Source organism: Isoptericola variabilis (genome assembly GCF_050311655.1).
GTDB lineage: Bacteria > Actinomycetota > Actinomycetes > Actinomycetales > Cellulomonadaceae > Isoptericola > Isoptericola variabilis.
Window position 1 is genome coordinate 144,036 of the sequence record NZ_JBNOZM010000010.1, and the last position, 25,648, is coordinate 169,683.

General features: G+C 74.5%; 23 protein-coding genes. 14 read left to right on the plus strand and 9 right to left on the minus strand.

What is annotated here, in order from left to right; genetic code table 11:
- The first annotated feature begins 35 nt into the window (after positions 1 to 35).
- The 3 genes from ACQP60_RS19695 (at position 36) to ACQP60_RS19705 (ending at position 4,762) form a co-directional block, all read left to right on the plus strand.
- Complete coding sequence (locus tag ACQP60_RS19695) at positions 36 to 2,009, plus strand: DUF6807 family protein (protein ID WP_429736091.1); 1,974 nt, start codon at positions 36 to 38, stop codon at positions 2,007 to 2,009.
- Positions 2,010 to 2,062: 53 nt separating this feature from the next.
- Complete coding sequence (locus ACQP60_RS19700) at positions 2,063 to 3,232, plus strand: Gfo/Idh/MocA family protein (RefSeq protein ID WP_429736093.1); 1,170 nt, start codon at positions 2,063 to 2,065, stop codon at positions 3,230 to 3,232.
- A 63-nt stretch (positions 3,233 to 3,295) separates the two neighbouring features.
- Positions 3,296 to 4,762, plus strand: a complete 1,467-nt coding sequence (locus ACQP60_RS19705; protein ID WP_429736095.1) for a pectate lyase family protein — start codon at positions 3,296 to 3,298, stop codon at positions 4,760 to 4,762.
- A gap of 85 nt (positions 4,763 to 4,847) precedes the next feature.
- Here the strand turns inward: ACQP60_RS19705 and ACQP60_RS19710 are convergent, their stop codons facing one another.
- The 6 genes from ACQP60_RS19710 to ACQP60_RS19735 form a co-directional block, all read right to left on the minus strand.
- Positions 4,848 to 6,236: a Gfo/Idh/MocA family oxidoreductase gene (locus ACQP60_RS19710; RefSeq protein WP_429736097.1), complete on the minus strand. Its 1,389-nt coding sequence runs from the start codon at positions 6,234 to 6,236 to the stop codon at positions 4,848 to 4,850.
- 96 nt (positions 6,237 to 6,332) lie between these two features.
- Entirely contained in the window at positions 6,333 to 7,379 is a 1,047-nt protein-coding gene (locus tag ACQP60_RS19715) for a beta-ketoacyl-ACP synthase III (RefSeq protein ID WP_429736099.1), read from the minus strand.
- A gap of 59 nt (positions 7,380 to 7,438) precedes the next feature.
- Positions 7,439 to 9,463: a rhamnogalacturonan lyase gene (locus tag ACQP60_RS19720; protein WP_429736101.1), complete on the minus strand. Its 2,025-nt coding sequence runs from the start codon at positions 9,461 to 9,463 to the stop codon at positions 7,439 to 7,441.
- Entirely contained in the window at positions 9,460 to 11,634 is a 2,175-nt protein-coding gene (locus ACQP60_RS19725) for a GDSL-type esterase/lipase family protein (protein ID WP_429736103.1), read from the minus strand. The genes ACQP60_RS19720 and ACQP60_RS19725 overlap by 4 nt, the downstream gene beginning before the upstream one ends.
- A 446-nt stretch (positions 11,635 to 12,080) precedes the next feature.
- Positions 12,081 to 12,755, minus strand: a complete 675-nt coding sequence (locus ACQP60_RS19730) for a SprT-like domain-containing protein (protein ID WP_429736105.1) — start codon at positions 12,753 to 12,755, stop codon at positions 12,081 to 12,083.
- 170 nt (positions 12,756 to 12,925) lie between these two features.
- Positions 12,926 to 13,627: a FadR/GntR family transcriptional regulator gene (locus tag ACQP60_RS19735; RefSeq protein ID WP_429736107.1), complete on the minus strand. Its 702-nt coding sequence runs from the start codon at positions 13,625 to 13,627 to the stop codon at positions 12,926 to 12,928.
- A gap of 197 nt (positions 13,628 to 13,824) precedes the next feature.
- Between ACQP60_RS19735 and ACQP60_RS19740 the strand changes: the two genes are divergently transcribed.
- The 3 genes from ACQP60_RS19740 to ACQP60_RS19750 are packed head-to-tail and all read left to right on the plus strand — an operon-like array spanning position 13,825 to position 16,939.
- Entirely contained in the window at positions 13,825 to 14,646 is an 822-nt protein-coding gene (locus ACQP60_RS19740; RefSeq protein WP_429736109.1) for a (Fe-S)-binding protein, read from the plus strand.
- Positions 14,643 to 16,196, plus strand: a complete 1,554-nt coding sequence (locus ACQP60_RS19745; protein WP_429736111.1) for a LutB/LldF family L-lactate oxidation iron-sulfur protein — start codon at positions 14,643 to 14,645, stop codon at positions 16,194 to 16,196. The genes ACQP60_RS19740 and ACQP60_RS19745 overlap by 4 nt, the downstream gene beginning before the upstream one ends.
- Positions 16,193 to 16,939, plus strand: a complete 747-nt coding sequence (locus tag ACQP60_RS19750) for a LutC/YkgG family protein (protein ID WP_429736113.1) — start codon at positions 16,193 to 16,195, stop codon at positions 16,937 to 16,939. Before ACQP60_RS19745 ends, ACQP60_RS19750 begins: the two co-directional genes overlap by 4 nt.
- 75 nt (positions 16,940 to 17,014) lie before the next feature.
- Here the strand turns inward: ACQP60_RS19750 and ACQP60_RS19755 are convergent, their stop codons facing one another.
- Positions 17,015 to 17,866, minus strand: a complete 852-nt coding sequence (locus ACQP60_RS19755; RefSeq protein WP_429736115.1) for a LysR family transcriptional regulator — start codon at positions 17,864 to 17,866, stop codon at positions 17,015 to 17,017.
- A gap of 68 nt (positions 17,867 to 17,934) precedes the next feature.
- On the opposite strand from ACQP60_RS19755, the gene ACQP60_RS19760 reads away from it, so the two are divergent.
- Together ACQP60_RS19760 and ACQP60_RS19765 are read left to right on the plus strand one after the other, a co-directional pair.
- Positions 17,935 to 18,252 carry a hypothetical protein gene (locus ACQP60_RS19760; RefSeq protein ID WP_429736117.1) on the plus strand — a complete coding sequence of 106 codons (318 nt, stop codon included), beginning with the start codon at positions 17,935 to 17,937 and terminating at the stop codon, positions 18,250 to 18,252.
- Positions 18,249 to 18,518 (plus strand): putative antibiotic biosynthesis monooxygenase, encoded by a 270-nt coding sequence (locus tag ACQP60_RS19765; protein WP_429736119.1) that lies wholly within the window; start codon positions 18,249 to 18,251, stop codon positions 18,516 to 18,518. The genes ACQP60_RS19760 and ACQP60_RS19765 overlap by 4 nt, the downstream gene beginning before the upstream one ends.
- Before the next feature lie 80 nt (positions 18,519 to 18,598).
- On the opposite strand, the gene ACQP60_RS19770 is transcribed toward ACQP60_RS19765, so the two are convergent.
- Positions 18,599 to 19,756 carry an endo-1,4-beta-xylanase gene (locus tag ACQP60_RS19770; RefSeq protein ID WP_429736121.1) on the minus strand — a complete coding sequence of 386 codons (1,158 nt, stop codon included), beginning with the start codon at positions 19,754 to 19,756 and terminating at the stop codon, positions 18,599 to 18,601.
- Between the two features lie 169 nt (positions 19,757 to 19,925).
- Here ACQP60_RS19770 and ACQP60_RS19775 point away from each other — a divergent pair, with 169 nt between their 5' ends.
- The 5 genes from ACQP60_RS19775 (at position 19,926) to ACQP60_RS19795 (ending at position 23,186) form a co-directional block, all read left to right on the plus strand.
- Complete coding sequence (locus tag ACQP60_RS19775; RefSeq protein ID WP_429736123.1) at positions 19,926 to 20,591, plus strand: uridine kinase family protein; 666 nt, start codon at positions 19,926 to 19,928, stop codon at positions 20,589 to 20,591.
- A gap of 41 nt (positions 20,592 to 20,632) precedes the next feature.
- On the plus strand, positions 20,633 to 21,007 hold the full coding sequence (locus tag ACQP60_RS19780) for a VOC family protein (RefSeq protein WP_429736125.1): 375 nt from the start codon (positions 20,633 to 20,635) through the stop codon (positions 21,005 to 21,007).
- Positions 21,008 to 21,158: 151 nt separating this feature from the next.
- Complete coding sequence (locus ACQP60_RS19785; RefSeq protein ID WP_429736127.1) at positions 21,159 to 21,587, plus strand: Hsp20/alpha crystallin family protein; 429 nt, start codon at positions 21,159 to 21,161, stop codon at positions 21,585 to 21,587.
- 93 nt (positions 21,588 to 21,680) lie between these two features.
- Positions 21,681 to 21,836, plus strand: coding sequence for a hypothetical protein (locus ACQP60_RS19790; RefSeq protein WP_429736129.1), 156 nt, complete (start codon positions 21,681 to 21,683; stop codon positions 21,834 to 21,836).
- 129 nt (positions 21,837 to 21,965) lie between these two features.
- On the plus strand, positions 21,966 to 23,186 hold the full coding sequence (locus tag ACQP60_RS19795) for a glycosyltransferase (protein WP_429736131.1): 1,221 nt from the start codon (positions 21,966 to 21,968) through the stop codon (positions 23,184 to 23,186).
- 30 nt (positions 23,187 to 23,216) lie between these two features.
- On the opposite strand, the gene ACQP60_RS19800 is transcribed toward ACQP60_RS19795, so the two are convergent.
- Positions 23,217 to 24,230, minus strand: a complete 1,014-nt coding sequence (locus ACQP60_RS19800; protein ID WP_429736133.1) for a LacI family DNA-binding transcriptional regulator — start codon at positions 24,228 to 24,230, stop codon at positions 23,217 to 23,219.
- Between the two features lie 246 nt (positions 24,231 to 24,476).
- Between ACQP60_RS19800 and ACQP60_RS19805 the strand changes: the two genes are divergently transcribed.
- A complete protein-coding gene (locus ACQP60_RS19805) occupies positions 24,477 to 25,613 on the plus strand; it encodes a Gfo/Idh/MocA family protein (protein ID WP_429736201.1) in 1,137 nt (378 codons plus the stop codon).
- Positions 25,614 to 25,648: the final 35 nt, after the last annotated feature.

The following is a 25,648-nucleotide window of genomic DNA, read 5'->3' on the forward strand; positions in this document are numbered from 1 at the left end:
GTGTACGGTCGGCTCGTGAGCCCGAGGAGGCATCGATGCCTGAGCTGAACGTCCGGCGCCCGTCCGTCACCATCGCGGACGTCGCCGCCGCCGCGGGCGTCTCGCGCGCCACGGTCTCCCGCGTGATGAACGGTCGCAGCACCGTGGACCCGGCGATCGCCGCCCGCGTGCAGGAGGCGGCGATCGACCTCAACTACCGCCCGAGCAACGTGGCGCGCAGCCTGTCCCTCGGGCGCACGGAGACCGTCGCCCTCGTGGTGCCCGACCTGGGCAACCCGGTGTTCCAGCAGATCCTGCGCGGCGTGACGTCCGCCGCCGCCGAGGACGGCTACCGGGTCCTCGTGGCCGACGCCGCCGAGGACCCCTCCGAGGAGGCCGCCATCGCCCGCGAGGCGCGCATGCGGTGCGACGCGCTCATCCTGGTCGCGCCCCGCATGCCCGGCACCGCCCTCGACGCGTTGCTCCCCCTCGTGTCGCCGGCGGCGGTGATCAACCGCCCCGTCGAGCACCCGTCCACCCCGAGCCTGGTCATCGACTACGAGGACGCGACCGTGCAGGTCGTCGAGCACCTCGTCGGCCTCGGCCACCGGCGGCTCGCCTACCTCGCCGGGCCGCGGGCCGCCGCGACCGACGTCGCCCGGCGCACCGGCCTCGCCGCCGCCCTCGAGCGCCACCCGGACCTCGAGATCGTCGAGCTCCCGGTGGGCGCCGACCTGGCCTCCGGGCACGCCGCCGCGGGCGAGGTGCTGGCGAGCCGCGCCACCGCCGTCGTCGCCTACAACGACCTCGTGGCGTTCGGCCTCCTGGCCGCGCTCAACGAGGCGGGCGTCGCCGTGCCGGGCGACATCTCCGTGGCCGGCTACGACGACATCGACCTCGCCCGCTACGCCACCCCCGGCCTGACCACCGTGTCCGTGCCCCAGGCCGAGCTGGGCCGGCAGGCGTGGCGCGAGCTGCACGCCGTCATCGACGACGACGCGCACGCGGCCACCACCACCCGGTTCACGGCCCGCCTCGAGGCGCGCTCCAGCACCGGGCCGGTGCCGCGCAGCATCGCGCGGGCCGTGGTCAGCGAGCCCGAGCCCACAGCGGCGCCCGAGGCCGACGTCGTCGACCCGGGCCCGACGTGGTCCGTGGAGCCGCGCGAGATCGTGCTGCGCCACACGCGCGACCGGGTGCCGCTGGCGCGGTACGTCGACGGGGAGCGGCTGCCCGCCATCCACTCCCCCCGCCCCTACCTCCACCCCTTGCACTCGCTGGCGGGCGTGGCCCTCACCGAGTCCGAGCCGGTGGACCACCGGCACCACTACGGCGTGAGCGTGGCGGTGCCCGACGTCAACGGCACGAGCTTCTGGGGCGGCCGCACGTTCGTCGCCGACGTCGGGCCGACGCTGCTGCCGAACCACGGCCGCCAGGTGAGCACGCGCACGGAGGTCGACCCGCTCGCCCCCCACGTGCTGCACGACACGGTGCGCTGGGACGACGAGCACGGCAACCCCCTCCTCGACGAGCAGCGCCGGCTCGGCGCCCGCCTCCTCGACGACGGCACGTGGGTGCTCGACTGGCGCACCACGCTGCACGCGTCGTACCAGCCGCTGGAGATCCGCTCGCCCGCCACCAACGGACGCCCCGGCGCCGGGTACGGCGGCGTGTTCTGGCGCGCGCCGATGTCGCAGCGCACGGTCGTGCTGTCGCAGCGGGGCGAGGGCGAGGCCCTGGCGCACGGCAGCACGTCGCCCTGGGTCGCGTACGTGCAGCAGCACCACGACCCCTACGCCCAGCCCCACGAGCAGGACCGCCCGACGACGCTGCTGCTCGCGCAGACGTCGCCGCCGCGGCCCTGGTTCCTGCGCGCCGCGGAGTACCCCGGCGCCGGCCCGGCGCTCGCCTGGGACGCCCCGCTCGTCGTGCCCGCGGGCGGCACCGTCGAGACGGGCGTCGTGGCCGCGCTCGTGGACCGCGCGCTCGACCACGACGAGGCCGCGGCGCTCGCCGCCTCGCTGCGCTGACCACCGCGGCCGCGCCGACTCCGGCACGCCGCCACGACACGGACAGGACGACGATGACCGACCCGACCTCCGACGGCTCCGCCCACCGGATCGCCCCGCAGATCGCGGTCGTGGGCCTGCACGGCCACGGCGCCTCCCACGTGCGCCGGGTGCTCGAGCTGCAGCGCAGCGGAGGGGCGCGGCTCGCCGCCGTCGTCGACCCGCGCGAGCCGGGCCCCGGCCACGACGCGCACGACGCCGGGGTCCCCTGGTTCCCCACGCTCGGGGACCTGCTGTCCGCGCCGCAGGCGCGGGTGGACGTCGTCGTGCTGAGCACGCCCATCCCCACCCACCTGCCGCTCGCCCGCGCGGCCATGGAGGCGGGCATCGACGTGCTGCTGGAGAAGCCGACGACCGCGTCGCTCGCCGAGCACGCCGAGCTCGTCGCGGTGGCCGAGCGCACGGGCCGCCGCTGCCAGGTGGGCTTCCAGACGTTCGGCTCGCACGCGCTGCCCGCGGCCGCGGACCTGCTGGCCCGCGGCGAGATCGGCGAGGTGCAGGGCCTCGGCGCCGTCGGCACCTGGGTGCGCACCGCGTCGTACTGGAGGCGCGCCGCCTGGGCGGGCCGCCGCCGGCTCGACGGGCGCGACGTCGTCGACGGCGTGGTGACCAACCCGCTGGCCCACGCGGTCGCCACCACGCTGCGGCTCGGCGGGGCGACCACCTCGCAGGACGTCGCCTGGGTGGACACCGACCTGTACCGCGCCAACCCGATCGAGGCGGACGACACCTCCGCGGTGCGGGTCAAGGACGCCGCCGGCCGGCGGTACGGCTTCGGGCTCACGCTGTGCGCGGCGGAGCGCACGCCCGCACGCGTGGTCGTCACCGGCACCCGCGGCGAGCTGGTGCTCGAGTACGAGCACGACCGCCTGCTGCTGCGCACCGGCGCCGTGCAGATGGACAAGACCTACGGCCGCACCTCGTTGCTGGACGACCTGCTCGCCGCCCGCGTCGACGACCGTCGTCCCCTGCTGTGCGACGTCCGCGACACCGGCGCGTTCATGCGCGTGCTGGAGGCCGTGCGCACCAGCGCCGACCCGACCCCGATCGCGCCCGAGCACGTCGAGTGGCGGGGCGACGGCGACGACCGGCGCCCCGTCGTGCGCGACGTCGAGCACTGGTGCTCCGAGGTCGCGCGCACGCAGCGCACGTTCGCGGAGCTCGGAGCGCCCTGGACCCGCTGACCGCACGCCTCAGGCCGACATCGTCGTCGGCCGACCACCGTCGGAACGAAGGAGTTTCGCACCATGTCCCAGCCTGCCCCTGCCCTCCCGGGCCGACACCGTCCGCGTGCGGCCGCCGCCCTCGCCGCCGCCGCGCTGCTGGTCACGACGGGCGCCGGCGCCGCCTCCGCCCACGGCGGGCCGCCCGGCCCCGGACATCCTGCGCGCGCCGACCTCGGCCGCCAGGTCGTGACCCCCGGCGCGGACGGCTGGGCCTCGGTCGCCACGACCACCTCCCCCGAGGGCGTCACGCGTGACGCCGAACCCGTCACCGGGGGCGCCGAGGCCGCCGCGTCCGAGGTGTACGTCGTCGACACGTGGGCGGAGCTGCGCGACGCCCTGGGCGGCCGTGCGGGAGCCGACCTCGACGACGGCCGCGGCCTCGAGGTCCCGCGCATCGTCTACGTGCGCGGCACGATCGACGCGTTCACGGGACCGGGCGGGGAGGCCGTGGAGTGCCAGGACCTCGCCGCCCGCGTGCCGGTGGCGGGCACCGGCGAGCCGTTCTCCATGACGGACTACATCGCGGCGTACGACCCCGCCGTCTGGGGCACCGAGGAGCCCGCGGGCCCGCTCGAGGACGCGCGAGCCGCGGCCGCCAAGGCGCAGGCCGCGCTGACGCAGGTGCACGTCGGCTCGAACGTCACGATCGTCGGCGTGGGCGACGACGCCCGGATCGTCGGCGCGAACCTGCGGATCCGCGACGCGCACAACGTCATCGTGCGCAACCTGACCCTGTCGGACGGTCGCGACTGCTTCCCGCAGTGGGACCCCACCGACGGCGACCTCGGCAGCTGGAACTCCGCCTACGACAACCTGTCGGTCTGGACGTCGACCGGCGTGTGGGTGGACCACAACACCTTCGACGACGGCGACCACCCGGCATCCTCGCTGCCCACGGTGTTCGGTCGGCCGTTCGAGATCCACGACGGCCTGCTCGACGTCACGCACGGCGGCGACCTGGTGACCGTGTCGTGGAACCGCTTCGAGTCCCACGACAAGACGATGATCATCGGCTCGTCCGACTCGCGGTTGCAGGACCGCGGCCAGCACCGCGTGACGATCCACCACAACCACTTCCAGGACATCGGCCAGCGCGCGCCGCGCGTGCGCTTCGGCGACGTGCACGTCTACGACAACTCCTACGAGCAGTCGACCCAGGAGAAGTTCCAGTACTTCTGGGGCGCCGGCAAGGAGTCGAGCCTGGTCGTGGAGAACAACGCGCTGCACCTCGCCCCGGGCGTCGACCCGGCGCGGGCCGTGGGCGCCTACGGCGGCACGATGCTGCGCGAGACCGGCACGTTGGTGAACGGCAGCCCCGTCGACGTCGTCGGCGCGTTCAACTCCGCGGCCGACGCGCCGCTCGCCGACGAGGCCCGGTGGACGCCGTCCGACCACTACCGCTACCGGCTGCTGCCCACCCGGGCCGTGCCCGCGGTCGTCGACGCCGGCGCCGGGGCGGGCGTGCTGACGTCCCTCCTGCCCCGCTGACACCCCGCGAGATCAAGGGAGCCGTCGCGAGATCGACCCACGGTGGGTCGATCTCGCGACGGCTCCCTCGATCTGGCGGTCGGTGTCAGAGGTCGATGCCGAGGCCCAGGTCGTCGAGGCGCACCGGGTCGCCCGTGGCGAGCGACCGGTTGCCGGCGTAGCCGACGCCGGACGCGCGCAGGCCGTCGCGGAAGCCGGCGGCGCGGCCGAGCGGGTCGGCCTCGGTGCGGCCGCGGAACACGTCGGCCAGCAGCAGGGCGTCGCCGCCCCCGTGCCCGCCGTGCCCGACGGCGACGATCGGCCGCTCCTCCGCGCGCTCCCAGTGCTTCTGCACGACGAGCCGCTCGGCCTCGGGACGCACCGTGTCCTCGCCGAACGTCGCGGTGAAGCTCGGGTCGACGGTCGCCTTGCCGTCCGCGCCGAAGACGACGGACCCGCGCTCGACCACCTCGAGCTCGGCCCGACCGCGCGAGCCGTTGACGACCACCCGGTACCCCTCCCACGGCGCGCTGGCCGTGAGCGAGTAGGTGAGCACCGGGCCGCCGGCGTACTCGACCACCAGCCCGAGCGTGTCCTCGGTGGTGATGCCGGCGTCGAAGACGCTGCGGTCGCGGCGGTAGCCGTCCACGGCCTGCGCCTCGGGGCCGTACAGCTCGGCGAGGTACGGGTCGGCCTCGACGTCGATGCGCCACGGGTCCACGCCCTGCTCGTTCAGCGCCTTCTCCCCCGCGGTCGGCTCGTAGCCGACGGCGTGGGCGGCGTCGTCGCCGTAGAACCGGCGGCCGCCGCTGGCGAAGACCCGCTGCGGCACGGCGTCGATCCACCAGTTGACCAGGTCGAAGTGGTGGCTGGACTTGTGCACCAGGAGGCCGCCGTTGTTGACCTTCTCGCGGTGCCAGCGGCGGAAGTAGTCCGCGCCGTGCACGGTGTCGAGGGCCCAGTCGAAGTGGACGCTCAGCACCTGCCCGATCTCGCCGGAGGCGATGACCTCGCGCAGCGCGGAGTTCCGTGGCGAGTAGCGGTAGTTGAACGTCATCGTGAGGTCGCGGCCGGTCTCGGCGACGGCGTCCGCGATCTGCCGCGCCTCGTCCTCGGTGGCGGCGATCGGCTTCTCGACGACGACGTCGACGCCCGCGCGCAGCGCCCGGGAGACCAGGTCCGCGTGGGTGTTGTCGACCGAGGTCACGATGAGCCGGTCGACCCGCTGCTCGTCGAGGGCCTTCTCCAGGTGGTCGGGGTGGTAGACGGGGCGCTCGCCGCCCACGGCGGCGGCGACCTTCGCCTCGTGCACGGCCGCGCGCACCGGGTTGGGCTCCACCCACGCGACGATCTCGCCGTCGTCGGCGTGCTCCCCGATCAGCGCGTTCACGTACATGCCGGCGCGATGGCCCGTGCCCGCGACGGCGTAGCGGCGGCGGCCGGTGCCCGACGGGGCGCTGGCGGGGCTGCCGGTGGAGGTGGGGACGGAGGGCATCGTCGATCTCCTTGCGTGTCGCCGCGACGGCGACGTCGGTAAGCGGTTTCCGTCAGCCTACCCGAGCCGCGCCCCCGGCCCCACCCCCGGACGGGACTACCGCGACGGGGTGATGACCACCTGGCCGGCCCAGGTGAATCCGCCGCCGAAGCCGAAGAGCAGCGCCGGCGTGCTCGCCGGGATCTTGCCGTCGTGCCACCACTTGGACAGGCCCATCGGGATGGACGCGGCCGACGTGTTGCCGGACTCCGTGATGTCCGTCAGCACGACGCGGTCCTCGAGCCCGAGCGACTTCGCCAGCGGCTCGATGATGCGCAGGTTCGCCTGGTGCGCGGCCAGGACGCCGATGTCGTCGAGCGTGAGGCCCGAGGCCTCGACGATCCGGCGCGCACGATCGGCCGCCCGGGTGATGGCCCACTTGAAGACGGCGCGGCCGTCCTGGACGAACTTGTCGGCGGGCGCCTCGATGCGCACGGCGGGCGTGATCTCGGGCTCCGAGCCCCAGACGACGGGCCCGACGGCGGGGGCGTCCGAGGCCTGCAGCACGACGGCACCCGCGCCGTCGGCGGTGAGGATGCAGCTGCTGCGGTCGGACCAGTCGGTCACGGCGGTGAGCTTCTCCGAGCCGATCACGACGGCGGTGCGCGCGGAGCCGGACCGGATCGCCTGGTCGGCGACGCCCGTGGCGTACGCGAAGCCGGAGCAGGCCGTGTTGAGGTCGATGACGGCGGGCCCGACGACGCCCCGCAGGTCGGGCTCGTCCTCGCCCTCGGGGGTGCTCGCCCCGGGCTGGACGCCCGTCCGCAGGGCGTAGGCGACGCGGCCGGCCGTGTTGGGCGACCGGTCGAACGCCGTCGTGGTCGCCACCACCACGAGGTCGACGTCGGCGGCGGGGACGCCGGCGTCGTCGAGCGCGTGCCGGGCGGCCTCCGTCGCCATGTCCGCGACGGTCACGTGGTCCGCCGCGACGTGGCGCGTGACGATGCCGGTCCGCGAGCGGATCCACTCGTCGTTGGTCTCGACGAGCTGCGCGATGTCGTCGTTGGTCATGACCTTCTCGGGCTGGTGGTGCCCGATGCCGACGATCCTGGAACCGGCGGCACCCGCCGGCAGGGTCAGGGCGGGTGCGGTGGACTCACTCATGGGAGCGATCATCCCACCGCACCCGCCCTGGTCTCACCCGTGCTCGCGACGCGGGCAGGTCAGCGGCCGACCTTCTCCCCCGGGCGGGCCGGCGTCGTGTACGCCAGCGACGGGGCGGCGGGCGTCGTCATCCCCTCGCCGAGGAAGTACGACGTGTGGGGCGGCTGGTTGTACGCGGTGTTCTGCCAGGCGACGCCGAGCCGGTAGACCGGGTCGGACATCAGGGTGCGCAGCCGGTGCTCGGTCGGGATCACCGTGGTGGCGATCCGCAGCGCGGTCGAGTCCTCCGTGCGGGTGACGATCTCCTCGCGCCAGTCGCCGAACAGGTCCGCCTGCAGGGCGGGGTTGCCCTTGGTGTCGTTGTTCGACAGCGTGCCCGTGGCGCGGTAGATCTCGACCTCCTCGCCGTTCTCGTAGTCCCACTTCGCGATGGTGGGCACGCCCGTGCGGGGACCCTCGTCGAAGTCGTGGTCGCCGATCTCCGCGAGCAGGTCGCCGTCCCAGTAGGTGAGGAAGTTGGCGGCCGGGATGGTGTTCCCGATGAGCTCGCCGGACGCGGCGTGCAGCTCTCCCACCCGGGAGTTCCACGCGGCGTCGCCGCCCACGGCCCAGCCCTCGGCGCCGGCGTAGCGCGGGTCGATGTCGCCTGCGGCGGCCCGGCCGGTGTCACGCGTGGCCGGGATCGACCACAGCACCTCGCCCGTCGCGGCGTCGCGGAACGTGGCTCCGCGGTTCCCCGACGCGCTCATCGACTCGTGCGCCGCGAACACCTCGAGCCCCGGGCGGCACGGGTCCAGGTCGCCCACGTGCAAGGCGTCCCCGTGCCCGAGCCTCGTGTTGTAGAGCGCGGAGCCGTCGTCGTCGATCGTCATCGAGCCGAAGACGATCTCGTCCCTCGCGTCGCCGTCGACGTCCGCGACGGACAGGTTGTGGTTGCCCTGCCCCTCGTACTCCTTGCCTGCGGTCTTCGAGTCGAACACCCAGCGCTGCGTGAGGTGCTCGCCGTCGAAGTCGTACGCCGCGATCACGGCCCGCGTGTAGTAGCCGCGGGAGAAGATCGCGCTCGGGTGCTCGCCGTCGAGGTAGGCGGTGCCCGCGAGGAACCGGTCGACGCGGTTGCCGTACCCGTCGCCCCAGTCGGTGACCGTGCCGCGCGGCGGCGTGTAGTCGACGGTGTCGAGGGCGGCGCCCGTCTCGCCGTCGAAGACGGTGAGGAACTCCGGCCCGGCGAGCACGTACCCGGAGGCGTTGCGGTAGTCCGCGTCGGCGTCGCCGATCACCGTACCCGCGCCGTCGACCGTGCCGTCCGCCGTCTTGGCCATGACCTCCGCGCGGCCGTCGCCGTCGTAGTCGAAGACCTGGAGCTGGGTGTAGTGCGCGCCCGCGCGGACGTTGCGGCCCAGGTCGATCCGCCACAGCCTCGTGCCGTCCAGCTCGTAGGCGTCGACGAGCACGTTGCCCGTGTACCCGCCCTTGGAGTTGTCCTGCGAGTTGGTCGGGTCCCACTTGAGCACCAGCTCGTACTGCCCGTCGCCGTCCACGTCGCCCACCGACGCGTCGTTCGCGCGGTAGGAGTACGCCTTGCCGTCGGGCGTCGTGCCGTCGGCGGGCTTGTCGAGCGGGACGTCGAGGGTCTGCTGGTCCCAGACCGTGAACTCCTCCGTGGCCCAGCGCTCGACCGCGCTCCCTCCGGCGACGGCGCTGATGCGGTAGGTCGAGGCCGCCGTGCCGTCCGGGTCGACGAGGTTGGTCGAGCCCGTGATCGGCCGGTCCGTGATCCGTTCGCCGTCGCGGTAGACGTGGAAGCCGATCGCCTCCGGGTCGTCGCCGAGCATGCGCCAGCCGACGTACACCCCGTCGCCGGTGGCCACGGCCACCGGGGAGCGGTCGATGCGCTCGGCCTGTCGCTGCGGCGTCGTCGACGACGTGCTCGACGTCGTGCTCGACGACGTGCTGCCGTCGTCCGCGGCGGCGGACGCCGCGCCGACCGGCGGCAGGAGGAGGCCGAGGGTCAGCGCCCCGGCAGCGAGGGGGCGCGACTTCCGTCGTGGGGGTGCGGCGGGGTGGCGCAGGCGTGTCGTCATCGGTTCCCTCCGGTGGTGGTGGCCTCGTCGTCGAGGCGCGTGATGGTCAGTCCGTTGAGCCAGCCCGACGCGACGACGTCGAGCCGGCCGTCGGTCACCTCGACCGGTGCCAGCACGCGCGTCGAGGTGCCGCCGCGGCCGGCGTTCGCCGACCCGCGGTCCTCGCCCTCGAGCGTCACCGCGAGGCTGGCGGTGCCGAGCATGTCGCCCCACTCGACGGCGACGACGTAGGTGCCGTCCTCGACGTCGACGGCGAGGGGCGTGCTCGCCGACGGCAGCAGGAAGTCGCGCTGCAGGGCGGTCGGCGCCGGGTCGAAGCCCGTGCCCCGGTCGCGACCGCCCGGCCCGGTCGCCGACGTGAAGCCGTAGCCCCGGCCCTGCGCGTAGAGCGTCGTGTCCTCCAGCGGCAGGTAGCCGTCCATCGTCACCGAGCCCGCGGGCTGCACGTCGAAGCGGTAGAGCGGCTCCTTGGTGGTCAGGCGCAGCGGCTGCGACGGCGCGGAGTCGCCGCGGCCGTTCACGGCCACGACCCGCACGTCGTAGGACGTGCCCGCCTCGAGCCCGGTGAGGTCGACCCGACCGATGGTGGATGTCGTCCGCAGGGCGTAGGCGTCGTCGCCTGCGTCCGCCTCCTTGAGCAGCACGCGGTAGATGTCGGCGCCCTCGACGGCGTCCCAGGTCAGGGTCGCCCCGGTGCCCGAGACCGACGACGCCGCAAGCCCGGAGGGCGCGGCCGGCACCTCGGCCGGCGGCTCGGCCTCGACGACCTCGTCGGCGAGCGGGACGTCGAGCGCCGCCGTGTCCTGCGCGACCAGGCGCGCCATCTGGATGGCGCCGTACTCCTGGAAGTGGGTGTCGTCCTGCGTGCCGTCCGGGCGGGCCGGGTAGACGCCCGCCGGCACCCACAGGAACACCGACTTCGCGGCCTCGGGCCCGATCTCGTCGAGGTAGGCGCGGCTGGAGGCGGACAGGTCGACCAGCGGCGTGCCGGTCTCCGCGGCGAGGCCGCGCGCCTGCTCGACGTACTGCGGGAACGAGACGTTCGCGTGGCCCGAGGAGTCGAAGCTGCGCCGCGACACCGGCGTGACGAGGATCGGCGTCGCGCCGCGCTGGCGGGCGCCGTCGACGAAGGTCCGCAGGTAGTTGCGGTAGTCGGCGGGCGCGGCGTAGCGGTCGTCGACGCCGTAGCTGTTGTCGTTGTGCCCGAACTGCACGTAGAGGTAGTCGCCCGGCCGGATCTGGCGGAGCACCGTGTCCAGACGGCCCTGGCTGATGAAGTTCTTCGACGAGCGGCCGCCGATCGCGTGGTTGTCGACGGTGACGCCGTCCGAGAGGAACCGCTGGAGCATCTGCCCCCAGCCGGCCTGCGGCGCCCAGTAGTCGTCGTAGGTCTGCACGGTGGAGTCCCCGGTGACGAACACGGTGGGCTCCGCGCCGGCCTCGCGCGGCGCCTGCGGGGTGACGGTGAGGGCGGCGAGGTTCGCCGCCGCGCCCGCGAAGTCGAGGTTGAGCTGCCCGTCGACCAGGGCGATGTCGAACTCCGTCTCGAGGAACTCCCCGGCGCCCTTCTGCGTGGCGGGCACCTTGGCCATCTGCTCGGCGGTGATCGCGATGTCGGTGGCGGCCGCCGGGTCGCCGGCGACGACGCCCACGGTGTAGTCGCCGTCGGGCAGGTCGATCACGAGCTCAGTGTCGCCCACGCGGACCAGGTCCGAGCGCAGCGGGTCGTCGCCGTCGCGGTGGACGGGCGTCACCTGGTCGGGGTCCACGAACCCGACGCGGCTCGCCTTCGAGTACGCGGGCCCCGCGACGATCCGCGCCGCGCCGGGCGCCGTCGCCCCGTTGCCGAAGTCGAGCGTGAGACCGCCGGAGGGGATCTCCGGGTCCGCGACGCCGGCGCCCACCAGAGTGCCGACGGCGACGGCGGACGGGGCGGACAGCGTGCCGTCGGCGGAGATCGCCTGCGCCCGGTAGTAGTGCACGACGGCGGTGTCGACGTCGTCCGTGGCGTAGACGGTGCGCTCGTCCGTGCGGGCCACCTCGGTGTACTCGCCGTGGACGGCGTCGCTGCGCGACAGCACGTAGCCGGCGGCGCCCTTCACCTCGTTCCACCGCATCGTCAGGGCGCCGTCGGCGGCATGGGCGACGCGGACGGCGGCGGGGGCGGGCACGTCGGCCGCCGCCGCGGACGTGGCCGCTGCCGTGGCGGACAGGCCCGCGAGGACCAGGCCGACGGCAGTCCCCCCTGCGGCGAGGGCGCGGCAGGCGGGCCCGGCCGTGCGGCGACCGGGAGATCGGGTAGCGCTTTCCAACGATGGACGCGCTGGGCGGTTCTGTGCTGGCACGGGTGCTCACCTCGAGGTCTCGTCGTCGAGCCACCGTCGGCGACCGTCGTCGGGCGCCGAGGTTGAATGGATTCAAGCAGGTGGTGCGCGACCATGATGCCCGTCGGCCCGGGCAAGCACAACCCTAGGTCGCGGCGACGTCGCGGCACACCTCGCTGCCGCAGAGGCACCGACGCCGAGCCGCTCAGACGCTCCGGCGACGCCGCATGGGCGGCACGCCAGGGCCGCTCAGGGGCCGGTCGGCGCCACGCGCCGTCGCGGGGCGATGGCCGTCACGGGCGCTCCACGAGAGCGAACGGCACCGTGAGCACCGACCTGCCGACCCGCAGGTGGAACCGCGTCCGCCCCCGCTTCACGACGGTGCCGACGACGCCGTCGTACCGTCCCGGCGCGACGACGCGCAGCCGCTCCCCCGGCCTGACGCCGGCCGGGTCCACCCGCGTCTCGGCCGGCGCGAGGCTCGGTTCGACCTCGGTCGGGTCGCCGAGCTCGGGCACCGGATCTCCGCGGTACGTCCAGGTCAGCAGGTATCGCCGGTCGAAGACGGGCGAGCAGCGGGCGCACGCCTGCGGCCGCTGCGGGCGGCGGAACCGCGTCACCCGGTGCCCGGCCGGGCAGACCCCCGCCCAGTCGCCCTCCACCTCGGGGCTCCCCTCGCGCACCACGCGCCGCCCCGTGGAGCCGATCGACCGTGCCGTCGCGCGCCAGACGGCGTCGTGCCCGTGCCGCGCGCCGGCCAGCGCGTGCGCGATCTCGTGCAGCACCACCTCACGCACGTCCGCCTCGTCGTACAGCTCGGCCAGCGGCCCCGACAGGCTGATCTCGCGACGGTCGTACCGGCACAGGCCCGCGCGACGGCGTGCCCGGTCGAACCGGAACGTCCAGCCGGACAGCCCGTGGTCGGCCATCAGGCCGCGCGCCAGCCGCGCGGCCTCCTCCCGCTCCATGCCTCACCCCGCCCGTCGTGCCGCTCGCGTCCGGCCGCCCGCTCGCGGCCACCGGCAGGACGCTAGCGGCCCCCGCGGACACCCGTCCCCGGCGATCCACAGGCCGAGGCCGCCTGCGCGCGACGCGCGTGCGCGGTGCGCGGGCGGACGGTCTGGCGAGCAGGCCCGCGTCAGACGCCGGCCTCCCGGGAGAAGCCCTCGATGTGCGCGCGCACCGCGGCGGAGGCGGCGGCGTCCCCGGCGGCGACGGCGTCGAGCACGGCGCGGTGCTCGGCGCGCAGCCGGGTGGCGGTGCGCGGCCACGACGGCAGCCGCTCGATCCCGACGGCCACGTACCCGCCGATGGCGCCGCGCAGCCCGGTCATCACGGCCTCGACGAGCACGTTGCCGGCCATCCGCACGAACTCCAGGTGGAACGCCTGGTCGAGCTCGAGGAACTCCGCCGCCGAGACGTCGTCGTCCTCCATCCGGCCCAGGAGCCGGCGCGCCTCCTCCAGGTGGGCCGCCGTGCCGGGCGCATGGTCGACCACCCGCTCCGCCGCCTGGGCCACGGCCCAGGACTCGAGCAGCACGCGGGTCGCGACGACGTCCCGCACCGGCAGCGTGCCGGTCGCGACGTGCAGCCGCACCGCGGCGCCCAGGCCCGCGGCAGGCCGGTCGATGACGACCGCGCCCGCGGTGGGCCCGGAGCCGACGCCCGGGCGCACGATGCCGAGCGCGTCGAGCACGCGGATCGCCTCGCGCACGGAGGGCCGGGAGACACCCAGGTCCTCCGCGAGCGCCCGCTCTCCGGGCAGCCGCTCGCCGAGGCCCCAGCGGCCGGCGGCGATGCCCTCCTCGAGGTGGGCGAGAACTCGTTCGTGGGTGCGCACAGGCTCAGCGTAACGACCGCGCGCAGCAATGGTCTGACCACATCCGCTACAGTGGCCGCTCGGCGCCGCCGCCATGGCGCCCCCGACCCGCCCGGGTCATGCTGGACCGAGCCGAACGGTGGCTGACCACAGCCGCACCGCAGCGGCCTGGCGCCGGCACCGCACGAGCACGACCGCACGAAGCACAGAGGAGTCGCATGCGCATCGCCCTCGCCGCCACCTGTCTCGCCGACACCCTGTTCCCCGGGGCGCCGCGCGCGACCGTGCGGCTGCTGGAACGCCTCGGCCACGAGGTCGTCTTCCCCGCCGACCAGGCGTGCTGCGGGCAGATGCACGTCAACACGGGCTACTTCCGCGAGGCGGTGCCCGTCATCCGCAACCACGTGGAGACGTTCGCGCCCGTCGCGGACGGCGAGTGGGACGCCGTCGTCATGCCGTCCGGCTCGTGCACCGGGTCGGTGCGCCACCAGCAGGCGATGGTCTGCCGCCGCGCGGGCCTCGAGGACCTCGCCGCCACGGCCGAGGCGGTCTCCGCCAAGACGTACGAGCTGAGCGAGCTGCTGGTCGACGTGCTCGGCCTCACCGACGTCGGCGCCTGGTTCCCGCACCGCGTCACCTACCACCCCACCTGCCACTCGCTGCGGATGCTGCACGTGGGCGACAAGCCGCTGCGGCTGCTGCGCGCCGTCGAGTCCATCGACCTCGTGGAGCTGCCGGCGGCCGACTCGTGCTGCGGGTTCGGCGGCACGTTCGCGCTGAAGAACGCCGACACGTCGGCCGCGATGCTCGAGGACAAGACGGCGAACGTGCGCGGCACCGGCGCCGAGGTGCTCACCGCCGGCGACATGTCCTGCCTCATGCACATCGGCGGCGGGCTGTCCCGGCAGGGCACCGGGATCCGCGCCCTGCACCTGGCGGAGGTGCTCGCCTCCACGCGCGAGGAGCCCACGCCCCTGCCCGAGACGACGTTCACCCGCCCGGAGCGCGAGCGCCCGGCACGGACGGAGGCCGCCCGATGACCCGCACGTTCCTCGGCCTGCCGCGCACGCTGCGCCGCCCCGACGACGCGGGCGCCGACCAGCCGTTCGGCCCCGTCCCCCACCCGCAGGAGCCGCTGCGCTGGGGCGACGACTTCCCCGCCGCCGCGAAGCAGACCCTGAAGAACGACCAGCTGCGCCGCAACCTCGGCCACGCCACGCAGGTCATCCGCACCAAGCGCGCCGCCGTCGTCGGCGAGGTACCCGACTGGGAGGCGCTGCGCGACGCCGGGTCGGCCGTGAAGCAGCAGGTCATGGCGCACCTGCCGGACCTGCTGCAGCAGCTCGAGGAGAACGTCGTCGCGCGCGGCGGCGTCGTGCACTGGGCGCGCGACGCGGCGGAGGCGAACCGGATCGTCGCGGACATCGCGAAGGCGAAGGGCGCCGACGAGGTGGTCAAGGTCAAGTCCATGGCCACCCAGGAGATCGGGCTGAACGAGGCGCTGGCCGACGAGGGCATCGCCGCCATCGAGACGGACCTGGCGGAGCTCATCGTGCAGCTCGCCGACGACATGCCGTCGCACATCCTCGTGCCCGCGATCCACCGCAACCGGTCGGAGATCCGCGACATCTTCCTCGCCCGCATGGGCGACGCCCCGCCCGACCTGTCGGACGTGCCGCGCGAGCTCGCCATGGCGGCCCGCGCGCACCTGCGCCGCAAGTTCCTGTCCGCCAAGGTGGCGGTCAGCGGCGCCAACTTCGCCGTCGCGGACACGGGGACGCTCGCCGTCGTCGAGTCCGAGGGCAACGGGCGCATGTGCCTCACGCTGCCCGAGACGCTCGTGACGGTCATGGGCATCGAGAAGCTCGTGCCCACGTTCGACGACCTCGAGGTGTTCCTGCAGCTGCTCCCCCGCTCGTCCACCGGCGAGCGGATGAACCCGTACACGTCGCTGTGGACGGGCGTCACGCCGGGCGACGGGCCGCAGGAGTTCCACCTGGTGCTGCTCGACAACGGCCGCACCGACGTCCTCGCCGACGAGGTGGGGCGCTCCGCGCTGCACTGCATCCGCTGCTCGGCGTGCCTCAACGTCTGCCCCGTCTACGAGCGGGTAGGCGGCCACGCCTACGGCTCGGTGTACCCCGGGCCGATCGGCGCCATCCTCACGCCGCAGCTCACCGCGTCGACCGGCGGCGTCTCCGGGCACCACGACCCGAACGCCTCCCTGCCGTACGCGTCGTCGCTGTGCGGCGCCTGCTACGAGGTCTGCCCGGTGAAGATCGACATCCCGTCGATCCTCGTGGACCTGCGCGCCCGGGAGGTCGACGCCGACCGCTCGTCGCGCGGCGTCGACCCGTGGCGGACGGCGATGAAGGCGGCGTCGTGGGTCATGGCCGACGGCGACCGGTTCGCCCTCGCCGGCCGCGCCGCGACGCTCGGTAGCGGGCTCGGCGGGCGCGACCACGCTCTCTCCGTGGCTCCCCCGCCGGCGACGGCCTGGACGAAGGCGCGCGACCTGCCCGCGCCGCCCCCGCAGACGTTCCGGCAGTGGTGGAAGGCGGAGCACGAGAACGAGGAGGGTGCCCGATGACCGACGCACGCACCGAGGTCCTGGCGCGGGTGCGCGCGGCCCTGGGGCAGACCGGCTCCGGCACGACGCCGTCGGGCAAGGTCGGCACCGCGCCGCACCCGGAGCCCGTGCCGCGCGACTACCGCGCCGCCGGGGAGCACGCCGTCGGCTCGCCCGAGGTGCTGGAGCAGCTCGTCGACCGGCTGGTGGACTACAAGGCCCACGTGCACCAGGTGACCGCCGACGCCCTGCCCGCCACCATCGCTGCCCTCGTCGCCGACCTGTCAGGGCCAGGAGCAGGTTCCGATGGTCCTGGCCCTGACAACCCGCGCGGGGCGCGGGTGGTGGCCCCCGCCGGGCTCGACGACGCGTGGCTGGCGGCGCTGCCGGACGACGTCGACGTCGTGCGCGACTCGCGCGAGCACCCGCTCGCCGCGACGGACCTCGACGCCGTGGCCGCCGTCGTCACCGCCGCGCGGGTCGCGATCTCCGAGACGGGCACGATCGTGCTCGACGGCGAGCCCGACCAGGGCCGCCGCGCCATCTCGCTGGTGCCCGACGTGCACCTGTGCGTGGTCCGCGCCGACCAGGCGGTGCAGACCGTGCCGGAGGCGGTGCGCCTGCTGGGCGAGCACCCCGAGCGGCCGCTCACCTGGATCTCCGGCCCCAGCGCGACGTCGGACATCGAGCTCGACCGCGTGGAGGGCGTGCACGGGCCGCGGACCTTGCACGTGCTGCTCGTCGCCTCCGGCCCCGACGCCTGAGCGTGTCGCCCCGAGAGCCCCCGGCACCGCGCGTGCCGGTCACCGGGGCGGTGGCCCTCCTCGGGCGGGGGCCGCTCACGACGTCGCGCTCGGTTGCCCGATCCTGGCGGCCGCTCCCCTGAGTGCACGGACGGCCTCCCGACGGTCCGTCGAACCCACCCCGAGGACGATCGCGCTCGGCTCGGCGTCGGCGACCGGGACGCAGGCCGTCCCCTGGGGGGTCGGCGTCACGAGCGACCGCGGGAGGACCGCGACCGCGCGGCCGAGCCGGACCAGCGGGATCAGCTCCGCGACGTCCGCGATCTCAGGGCCGTCCGCCTCCTGGTCCGGCTGCCCGCGCCAGCGCGGGAAGGGCTCCCCATCGAGCTCCGCACGGCGGATGCTCGAGCGCGCCGCCAGCGGATGGTCGGCCGGTACCACGGCCACCCGGCCCTCCACATGGAGCGTGGTGGTGTGGAGCCCGGCACTGTCCTCGAACGGCGAGTAGAGCAGAGCCGCGTCCGCGAGCCCCTCGCGCACGAGGGACGCGCGCTCCGGCCCGGCGTGGAAGACGACGTCGACCTGCTTGGCCCTCGGGTAGTCCGCGTACGCCCCGAGCAGGGCGGACAGCAGCCCGGCGTCGCCGCCGGGTTTCAGCGCCAGCCGCAGCGGGCTGGACTCCTCTGCGCGCCGGGCGGCCTGCGCCGCCGCCGCGACGGCGCTCAGCGCGGGTCTGCCGTGCTCGAGCAGAGCCTCCCCCGCCGCGGTGAGCGCGACGCTCCTGCTGGTGCGTGCGAAGAGCTGGACGCCGAGTCGTTCCTCCACCCTCCGGACGGCCTTCGACAGAGCCGGCTGGGCGATACGGAGCCGCTCGGCGGCCCGCCCGAAGTGGAGCTCCTCCGCGACGGCGACGACGTACCTGAGCTCGCGCACCTCCAAGAGATCCATTCCTGAACGCTATCAGTCCCTCCGGGGCGGTCTTGGACATCTCCCCGGGCCGGCGCTTCACTGGTCGCATGATCACCCACACGATGCTCGTGTCCTTCGACGATGCGATCTCCGACACCGAACTCGGCCAATTCCTTGCAGACATCGAAACCTCGATGCGCGCCACCGGCGTGGTGCGCACCTTCTCCACGCACCGCCACGTCCCGGTTCCTGGCGAGGACGCGATCCCGGCGCTCGTCGCGACCGCGGTCCTGCACTTCGGCGTCGACGACCGGGACGACCTCGCCACGCTGTTCGCCGCACCGGGCGCGGTCGACGTCGTCCACAAGTGGAAGGCGAGCCACCCGTATCAGGTGGCGTGGGTGAACTACGAGGCGGACCGGTGACGCCGGACGCCGGAGGGGCACAGAAGGGCGCCTCGCCCGGTCGTGTCGCGGCGCAGCCCCAGCGCTACAAGATGGCCGTCGTCACCTGGATCGCGGCGTACCCGCTGATCACGCTTCTCCTGTCGGTCGGCGCGCCGCTGATCCGGCGCTTGCCGGTCGTCGTGACGACGCTGGTGCTCTCGATGACGCTGGTCTGCCTGATGACCTTCGTGGTCATGCCGCTGATGACGAGACTCTTCGCCGGGTGGCTCCGCGAGACACGGTGAGCTCCCGTAGGGAGGGGGGTGTCGCCGGGCTCGCGCAACCGTGCCCGGCGACACCCCACCCACGGAGCGCCGAGGCAGGCCTAGGAGCTCAGGCCCGGCGGCGTCCGCGGCGACGTTCCCGGCGTGGCGTCGGCCAGGCCGTCGAGCAGCGCGACGTACGCCGGCTTCTTCTCGAAGTCCCCGGTCATGATCGTCGCGTACCCCTCCGGGAAGACGCCCGGCACCCACGACCGATCGTCGTCGAAGCCCCACACCGTGAAGCTCGTGCAGGCGGCCACGTCCAGGCACGCCTGCAGCAGCCGGTCGTACCGGTCGGCCTGGGTGGCGATCTGCTCGGCGGTCGGCTCGCCGTCGTCGCCCAGCGGCATCCGGACGTCCGCCTCGGTGACGGCCACCTTCAGCCCCAGGTCGGCGAACCGCTCGAAGTTCGCCTGCATCGAGTCGTCGAAGCCGTACTGGAGGCTGAGATGCGCCTGCGCGCCGAAGCCCTGGAGCGGCACGCCGTCGGCGAGCAGCTCCTTGGCAAGGTCGTAGTAGGCGTCGGTCTTGGCGTTGATGCCCTCCGCGTTGTAGTCGTTCATGAAGAGCAGCGCGTCGGGGTCGGCCTCGTGCGCCCAACGGAAGACGTCGCCGATCAGGCCGACGGGGTCGTCCGCGCACGCCTTGAGGAACGGGTTGGCCTCGGTGCGCAGGCGGACGCCGCCGGCGTCCCAGTCGTCCTGCATCACCTCGTTGATCACGTCCCACTCGTAGATCTCGCCGGCGTAGCGGCCGACGACGGTGCGTACGTGGTCCTCGAGGACGTCGCGCGCCTCGTCGCACGTCCAGGTGGCGGCGGCCTCGGTCACCCACTCCGGGTTCTGGCTGTGCCAGAGCAGCGTGTGCCCGCGCACCTCCTGGCCGTTGGCCTTGGCGAACGCCACGACCGCGTCCGCGCCGGAGAAGTCGTAGACACCGGGCTCCGGGTGGAGCTCGGCCCACTTCATGTCGTTCTCGGGGGTGAGCGAGCCGAACTCGTCCCCGAGGATCGTCTGGAACTCGTTCGGGTTCTTGCGGTCGTAGCCGATCAGCTCGTTCTTGCCCCACACCGCGCTGCCGATCTCGAGGTCGCGCGGGGCCTCGGAGCGGAGGGTGGGGTCGGGTCGCGCGGCCTGGGCCGCGGGCACGGCCAGCGCGAGGGCGGTGACGGCCGACGCCGCGACGGCGACGGCGCGCTTCAGCTGGGGGGAATGGGACATCGTTGTTCCTCTCCGGCCGGGTCTCCGGCGGCTCGGGCGAGCCGACGATGGTCCGACGCCGTGAATATAACGATGTCGATATCGTTTTCGCAATGCCTGGACCGCGGCCGGCGCGCTCGCGCCCCGCGGCGGTCGTCAGCGCGCGGCACAGGCCGCAGAATGGTTGCCCGTGACCGACAGCGCGCCGCCGGTGGACGAGCCGGCGAACGACTCCGACGCCCTCTTCGAGGTGCCGCCCGGCGCCCGACGTCCTGCCCGGAAGATCGTGCTGCTCACCGGGCCGTCGGGGTCGGGCAAGACGGCGCTCACGCGGCGGCTGGGGCTGCCGGTGATGAACCTCGACGACTTCTACCACGACGTCGACTTCCCGGGGATGCCGATGCGGTACGGCATCGTCGACTGGGACGACCCCCGCAGCTGGGACTCCGCCGCCGCACTGGACGCGCTGCGGGCGGTCGTGCGCACGGGCCGCGCCGACGTTCCGGTGTACGACATCCCCACCTCGCGCCGCACGGGCGGCACGGTGCTCGAGGCGGGCGACGCGCCCGTCGTCGTCGCCGAGGGGATCTTCGCCGCCGAGCTGGTGGCCGCGTGCCGGGCGGACGGGATCCTCGCCGACGCGATCTGCCTCAGCCAGCCGCGCGTCGTGAACTTCTGGTTCCGGTTCCTGCGCGACGTCGCCGAGTCGCGCAAGCCGCTGCCCACGCTCGTGCGGCGCGGCTGGGGCCTGCTGCGGGCCGAGCCCGCGCTGGTCCGCCGCTGGACGGACCTCGGCTGCCGCCTCGTCACGCCCGCGCAGGCGGAGCGGGACATCCGGGCGCTCCTCGCCCCCTGAATCCGCTGCCGCCCGTCAGGCCCGGCGCCTACGGTGAGCGCATGGCTACGGTGCGGAAGTTCCAGGTGACCTTCGACTGCGCGGACCCGGAGCGGGTCGCCCGGTTCTGGTGCGAGGTGCTCGGGTACGTCATGCCCGAGGGCGTGGACTGCGTCGCGCAGGACCCCACCGGCGAGGGCCCGCGGCTGTACTTCCAGCGCGTGCCCGAGGGCAAGGCGGTGAAGAACCGGGTGCACCTCGACGTCCGCGTCGGCACCGGGCTGACCGGCGACGAGCGCCTGGCCGCACTGCGGGCCGAGCAGGCACGGCTCGAGCCCCTCGGCGCGACGCACCTGTGGACGCAGCTCGCCGACGGCGACGAGGAGTCCTGCATCACGATGCAGGACGTCGAGGGCAACGAGTTCTGCCTCGACTGACGTCCTGTTCGCCGTCGGCGATCGACGGGTGCTGGCACTCTCGGGGTTCGAGTGCTAAAACCTGGAGTGTAGCCAGCGTGCCGGAAGGCCCGGCACGTCGATCGCGGACGGGGCCGCTGCGCCGCGGCCCCCATCAGGGAGGTGATGCGCGATGGCTACCTACTGGGACCCGTTCCAGGACATGGACCGGTTGTTCGGCTCGTTGGCGCTCAACGGCCGCAACGCCCCTGGCATGCCGATGGACCTCTTCCGCGAGGGCGACCACTACATCCTGGCGGTCGACCTTCCCGGCATCGATCCCGGCAGCATCGACGTCTCGTGCGAGGACCGCACGCTGACGATCCGGGCCGAGCGCACCCCCCGGTCCGGCGAGGGCCAGTGGCTGCTGCGCGAGCGGCCGGCGGGCACGGTGGCCCGCCAGGTCACGCTCGGGCGCGGGCTGGCGCTTGACCAGATCAGCGCCGGGTACGCCGACGGCGTGCTGACCCTCACCATCCCGGTGTCCGAGGAGGCCAAGCCTCGCCGGATCGAGGTCAGCCACTCCGCCGGGTCGCCGGCCGCCATCGAGACCGGCAGCTGATCACAGCGGCGTCGGTGGCGCCCCGCGGCTCCACGCACGCGGGCGCCACCGACGCGCACGCCCAGCCGTCCTGCGACCCGAGGAACGTCCCCGATGTCGACGAACGCCGCCACGCCCGGCGCCACGATCCACCCCGCAGCCCCCACGGTCCGCGCGGCCATGCCCTGGTTCGAGCGGCTCGCCCGCTGGTACCTGGGACGCGTCGTCCGCCCGGGCCGGGCAGGGCCCCCCGCCGCCGGGACGCGCTGACCCCGCGCCCGCCGTCCCGACGGGTGCCTCCAGGCCTGGACACGGTCCGCGGAGCGTCATGCGAACGTCACACCACGGTCATCCGGAGCACATCATCAGCGGTCACGCTGGCCGCAGGAGGTGGTCCCCATGACCGAGCGGTATGCCGAGCCCCGGGCCCTGCGGGTCCTGTCCCTCTACGAGGGGTTCTTCAGCGGCGGCGCCCGCGTGCTGCACTCGTCCGTCGTGGCGGGCCTGCACGCCCAGGGCCGCCAGCGGCACGCGGCGCTGAGCGTCCACGACGAGGTGCGCCGCGACGCCGCGCTGCAACGCATGACCGACGACCGGCGCTACCGGCAGCTGACGGCGGCCGGCGTCCGGGTGACGTCGCTGGGCCGGTCCTCGGACGTGCCGCACGACCCGGAGGTCCTCACCGACGCGGAGACGGAGATCCTGGCCCGGGAGCTGCGCGCCGCCGACGTGGTGCTGTCGCTCAAGGAGCAGCCGCTGCGGCTGCTGTCCCGCCCGGACGCGCTGCCCGACCGGCCGGTGGTCGCCTGCCTGCACCGGTCGGACCCGGAGCACCAGGGGTCGGGGCTGGGGCACCTGCTGCGCGCCGCGGACGACGGCCGGCTCGCCGCCGTCGTCTGCTGCGCCGAGTCCACGCGCGCCGCCTACGAGGCCGCCGGGGTGCCCGCGCACCTGCTGCGGGTGATCCCCAACGGCGTCGACCTCACGCGCTTCCGCTCGGCCCGGCCCGCGCGCCGCCTGGCCGTCCGCGGGGCGCACCGGCTGCCCGCGGACGGGACGGTCGTCACCTACGCCGCCCGCTACGACGCGATGAAGAACCCCCGGCTGTTCGTCGCCGCGGCCCGCGAGCTGCTGGGGCACGACGCCGGCGCGCACGTCGTGATGTGCGGCTCCGGCATGAGCGCCGGCAACCCGGACCTCGCGGCCGACCTCGACCACGCGTTCGCGGACCGCCCGGACCTGCTGGGCCGCGTCCACCTGCTCGGAGTCCGCCACGACATGGAGCAGGTGCTCGCGGCGTCTGACGTCGTGGCGCTCACGTCGTCGTTCGGCGAGGCGGCGCCGCTCTGCCTCATCGAGGGCGCCATGTGCGGGGCGGTCCCCGTGACCACGCCGGTGGGCGACAGCGCGCGGATCGTGGACGGCATCGGCCTCGTCACGGGCTTCGACCCGGCCGAGATCGCCGCCGCGTGGCGCGAGGCGGCCGCACGACGGGACGCCCTCGCCGGCGCGCTCGTCGCCGCGCGGCCCCGGTTCAGCCACGTGCGGATGCTGTCGGCCTACGCCGCCACGATCGAGCGCGCGCACCGCGGACTGGGGCTGACGCTCGCGCGCGCCTGAGCGCGTCGGCCGCGCACGACGCCGGGCCCGTCAGCGCGTCGAGTCGCGCAGCTGCACCTCGAAGTCGACCTCGGTGACGGCGCCGGGGGCGGTGTCGCCGACGGCGGCCTGCACGGCGAGGCTGCCCATCTCCTCGAGCGGGATGCGCACGGTGGACAGGGCGGGCACGTGGTCGCGCAGGGTGGGGACGTCGTCGAACCCCGCGACGCGCACGTCGCGCGGCACCTCGACGCCCAGCTCGCGGAGGCGGGCGATGAGCCCGATGGCCATGACGTCCGTGACGGCGAAGACCGTGAGCGGCTCCTCGGCCGCGCGCTCGCGCACCAGCTCGGCGACGTCGTCGCCGGCCGCGTAGCCGCCGTCGCGCGAGAACTCGGTGACCAGCACCTCCGCGACCTCGCCGCCGGCGGCACGGGCGGCGGCGGTGAACGCGTCGGTGCGCTCGCGCGACGTCACGACGCGCGCCGGCCCACCCAGCACGACGAACTGCCGCTGCCCCTGGGCCAGCAGCGCCTCCGCGAGGGCGCGGGCGCCGGTGGCGTTGGGCGGGCGCACCACGGACCCGTCACCCACGGGCTGGCCCACGATGACGGACCGGCCGCCCGCGGCGACGAACGCATCGAGCTCCGCCTCGAGGGCTGCGTCGTCGTCCGGGGTCCACCGGGTGCCGGCGACGACGACGGCGTCCACGCGCTGGGCGGCGAACGCGGCGACGGCCTCCCGCTCGGCCACGGGATCGCGACCGGTCGACGCGAGCAGCACGAGGCGCCCGCTCGCCCGGGCGGCGGCCTGCGCCCCGGCGGCGATGGAGGAGAAGTACGGGTCGGAGATGTCCTGCACGACGAGCCCCAGGAGCCCCGAGCGGGCACGCGCCAGCGCCTGGGCCTGAGCGTTGACGACGTAGCCCAGCTCCCCCGCCGCGGCCTTGACCCGCGCGACCAGGTCGGCGCCGGGCTGGCGCGCCGAACCGTTGAGCACCCGCGACGCCGTGGCGAGGGAGACCCCCGCGCGGTCGGCGACGTCCTGCAACCTCGCTCGTGCCACCTGCTCCTCCTGCTCCGTCCGTGGCGGGCTCACCGCTGCACCGCCCGCTGGCCCCGGCGGCACCGTCGCCCTCCGGCGGCAGCACGTCTTGACGCGCTCGCCGGGGACACCTTACCGTGGGCGGGAAAGCGCATTCCTCCTCGCGCCGCGACGGGGCCTGCGCCCGCCATCCGGCGACGCCTCGCGGCGTCGACGACGACGAAGGAGTCCCGAGTGAGCACACCCACGCGCACGCTGCGCATCGCGATGAACGGCGTCACGGGCCGCATGGGCTACCGCCAGCACCTCGTGCGCTCGATCCTGCCGATCCGCGAGCAGGGCGGCGTCGAGCTGCCCGACGGCTCGCGCGTGCAGGTGGAGCCCGTGCTCGTGGGCCGCAACGAGTCCAAGCTCGCCGAGCTGGCCGCGAGGCACGGGGTCACCGAGTACACGACCGACCTCGACGGGATCATCGCCGACCCGAGCACGGACATCGTGTTCGACGCGTCGATGACCTCGCTGCGCGCCAAGACGCTCACCAAGGCGATGCAGGCGGGCAAGCACGTCTACACGGAGAAGCCGACCGCCGAGACGCTGGCCGAGGCCGTCGAGCTGGCCCGCCTGCGCGAGGAGACCGGCGTCACCGCCGGCGTCGTGCACGACAAGCTGTACCTGCCCGGCCTGGTCAAGCTGCGCCGCCTCGTGGACGAGGGCTTCTTCGGCCGCATCCTGTCCCTGCGCGGCGAGTTCGGCTACTGGGTGTTCGAGGGCGAGCACCAGGCCGCCCAGCGCCCGTCGTGGAACTACCGCAAGGAGGACGGCGGCGGCATGACCACGGACATGTTCTGCCACTGGAACTACGTCCTCGAGGGCATCCTCGGCGCGGTGAAGACCGTCAACGCCCAGACGATCACCCACATCCCCACCCGGTGGGACGAGCAGGGCAAGGAGTACGCCGCCACCGCCGACGACGCCGCGTACGGCATCTTCGAGATCGAGACCCCGGGCGGCGACCCGGTCGTGGCGCAGATCAACTCCTCCTGGGCGGTGCGCGTGTACCGCGACGAGCTCGTCGAGTTCCAGGTCGACGGCACGCACGGCTCGGCCGTGGCGGGCCTGCGCAAGTGCGTCGCGCAGCAGCGCGCCCACACCCCCAAGCCCGTGTGGAACCCGGACCTGCCCGTCACGGAGCCGTTCCGCGACCAGTGGCTCGAGGTGCCCGCGAACGCCGACCTCGACAACGGCTTCAAGCTCCAGTGGGAGGAGTTCCTGCGCGACGTCGTCGCCGGCCGCCCCCACCGCTTCGACCTGCTGTCCGCCGCGCGCGGCGTGCAGCTCGCCGAGCTGGGCCTGCAGTCGTCGGCCGAGGGCCGCCGCCTCGACGTCCCGGAGATCACGCTGTGACCGCCCCGACGAGCACCCCTACCCTCGACCCCGCG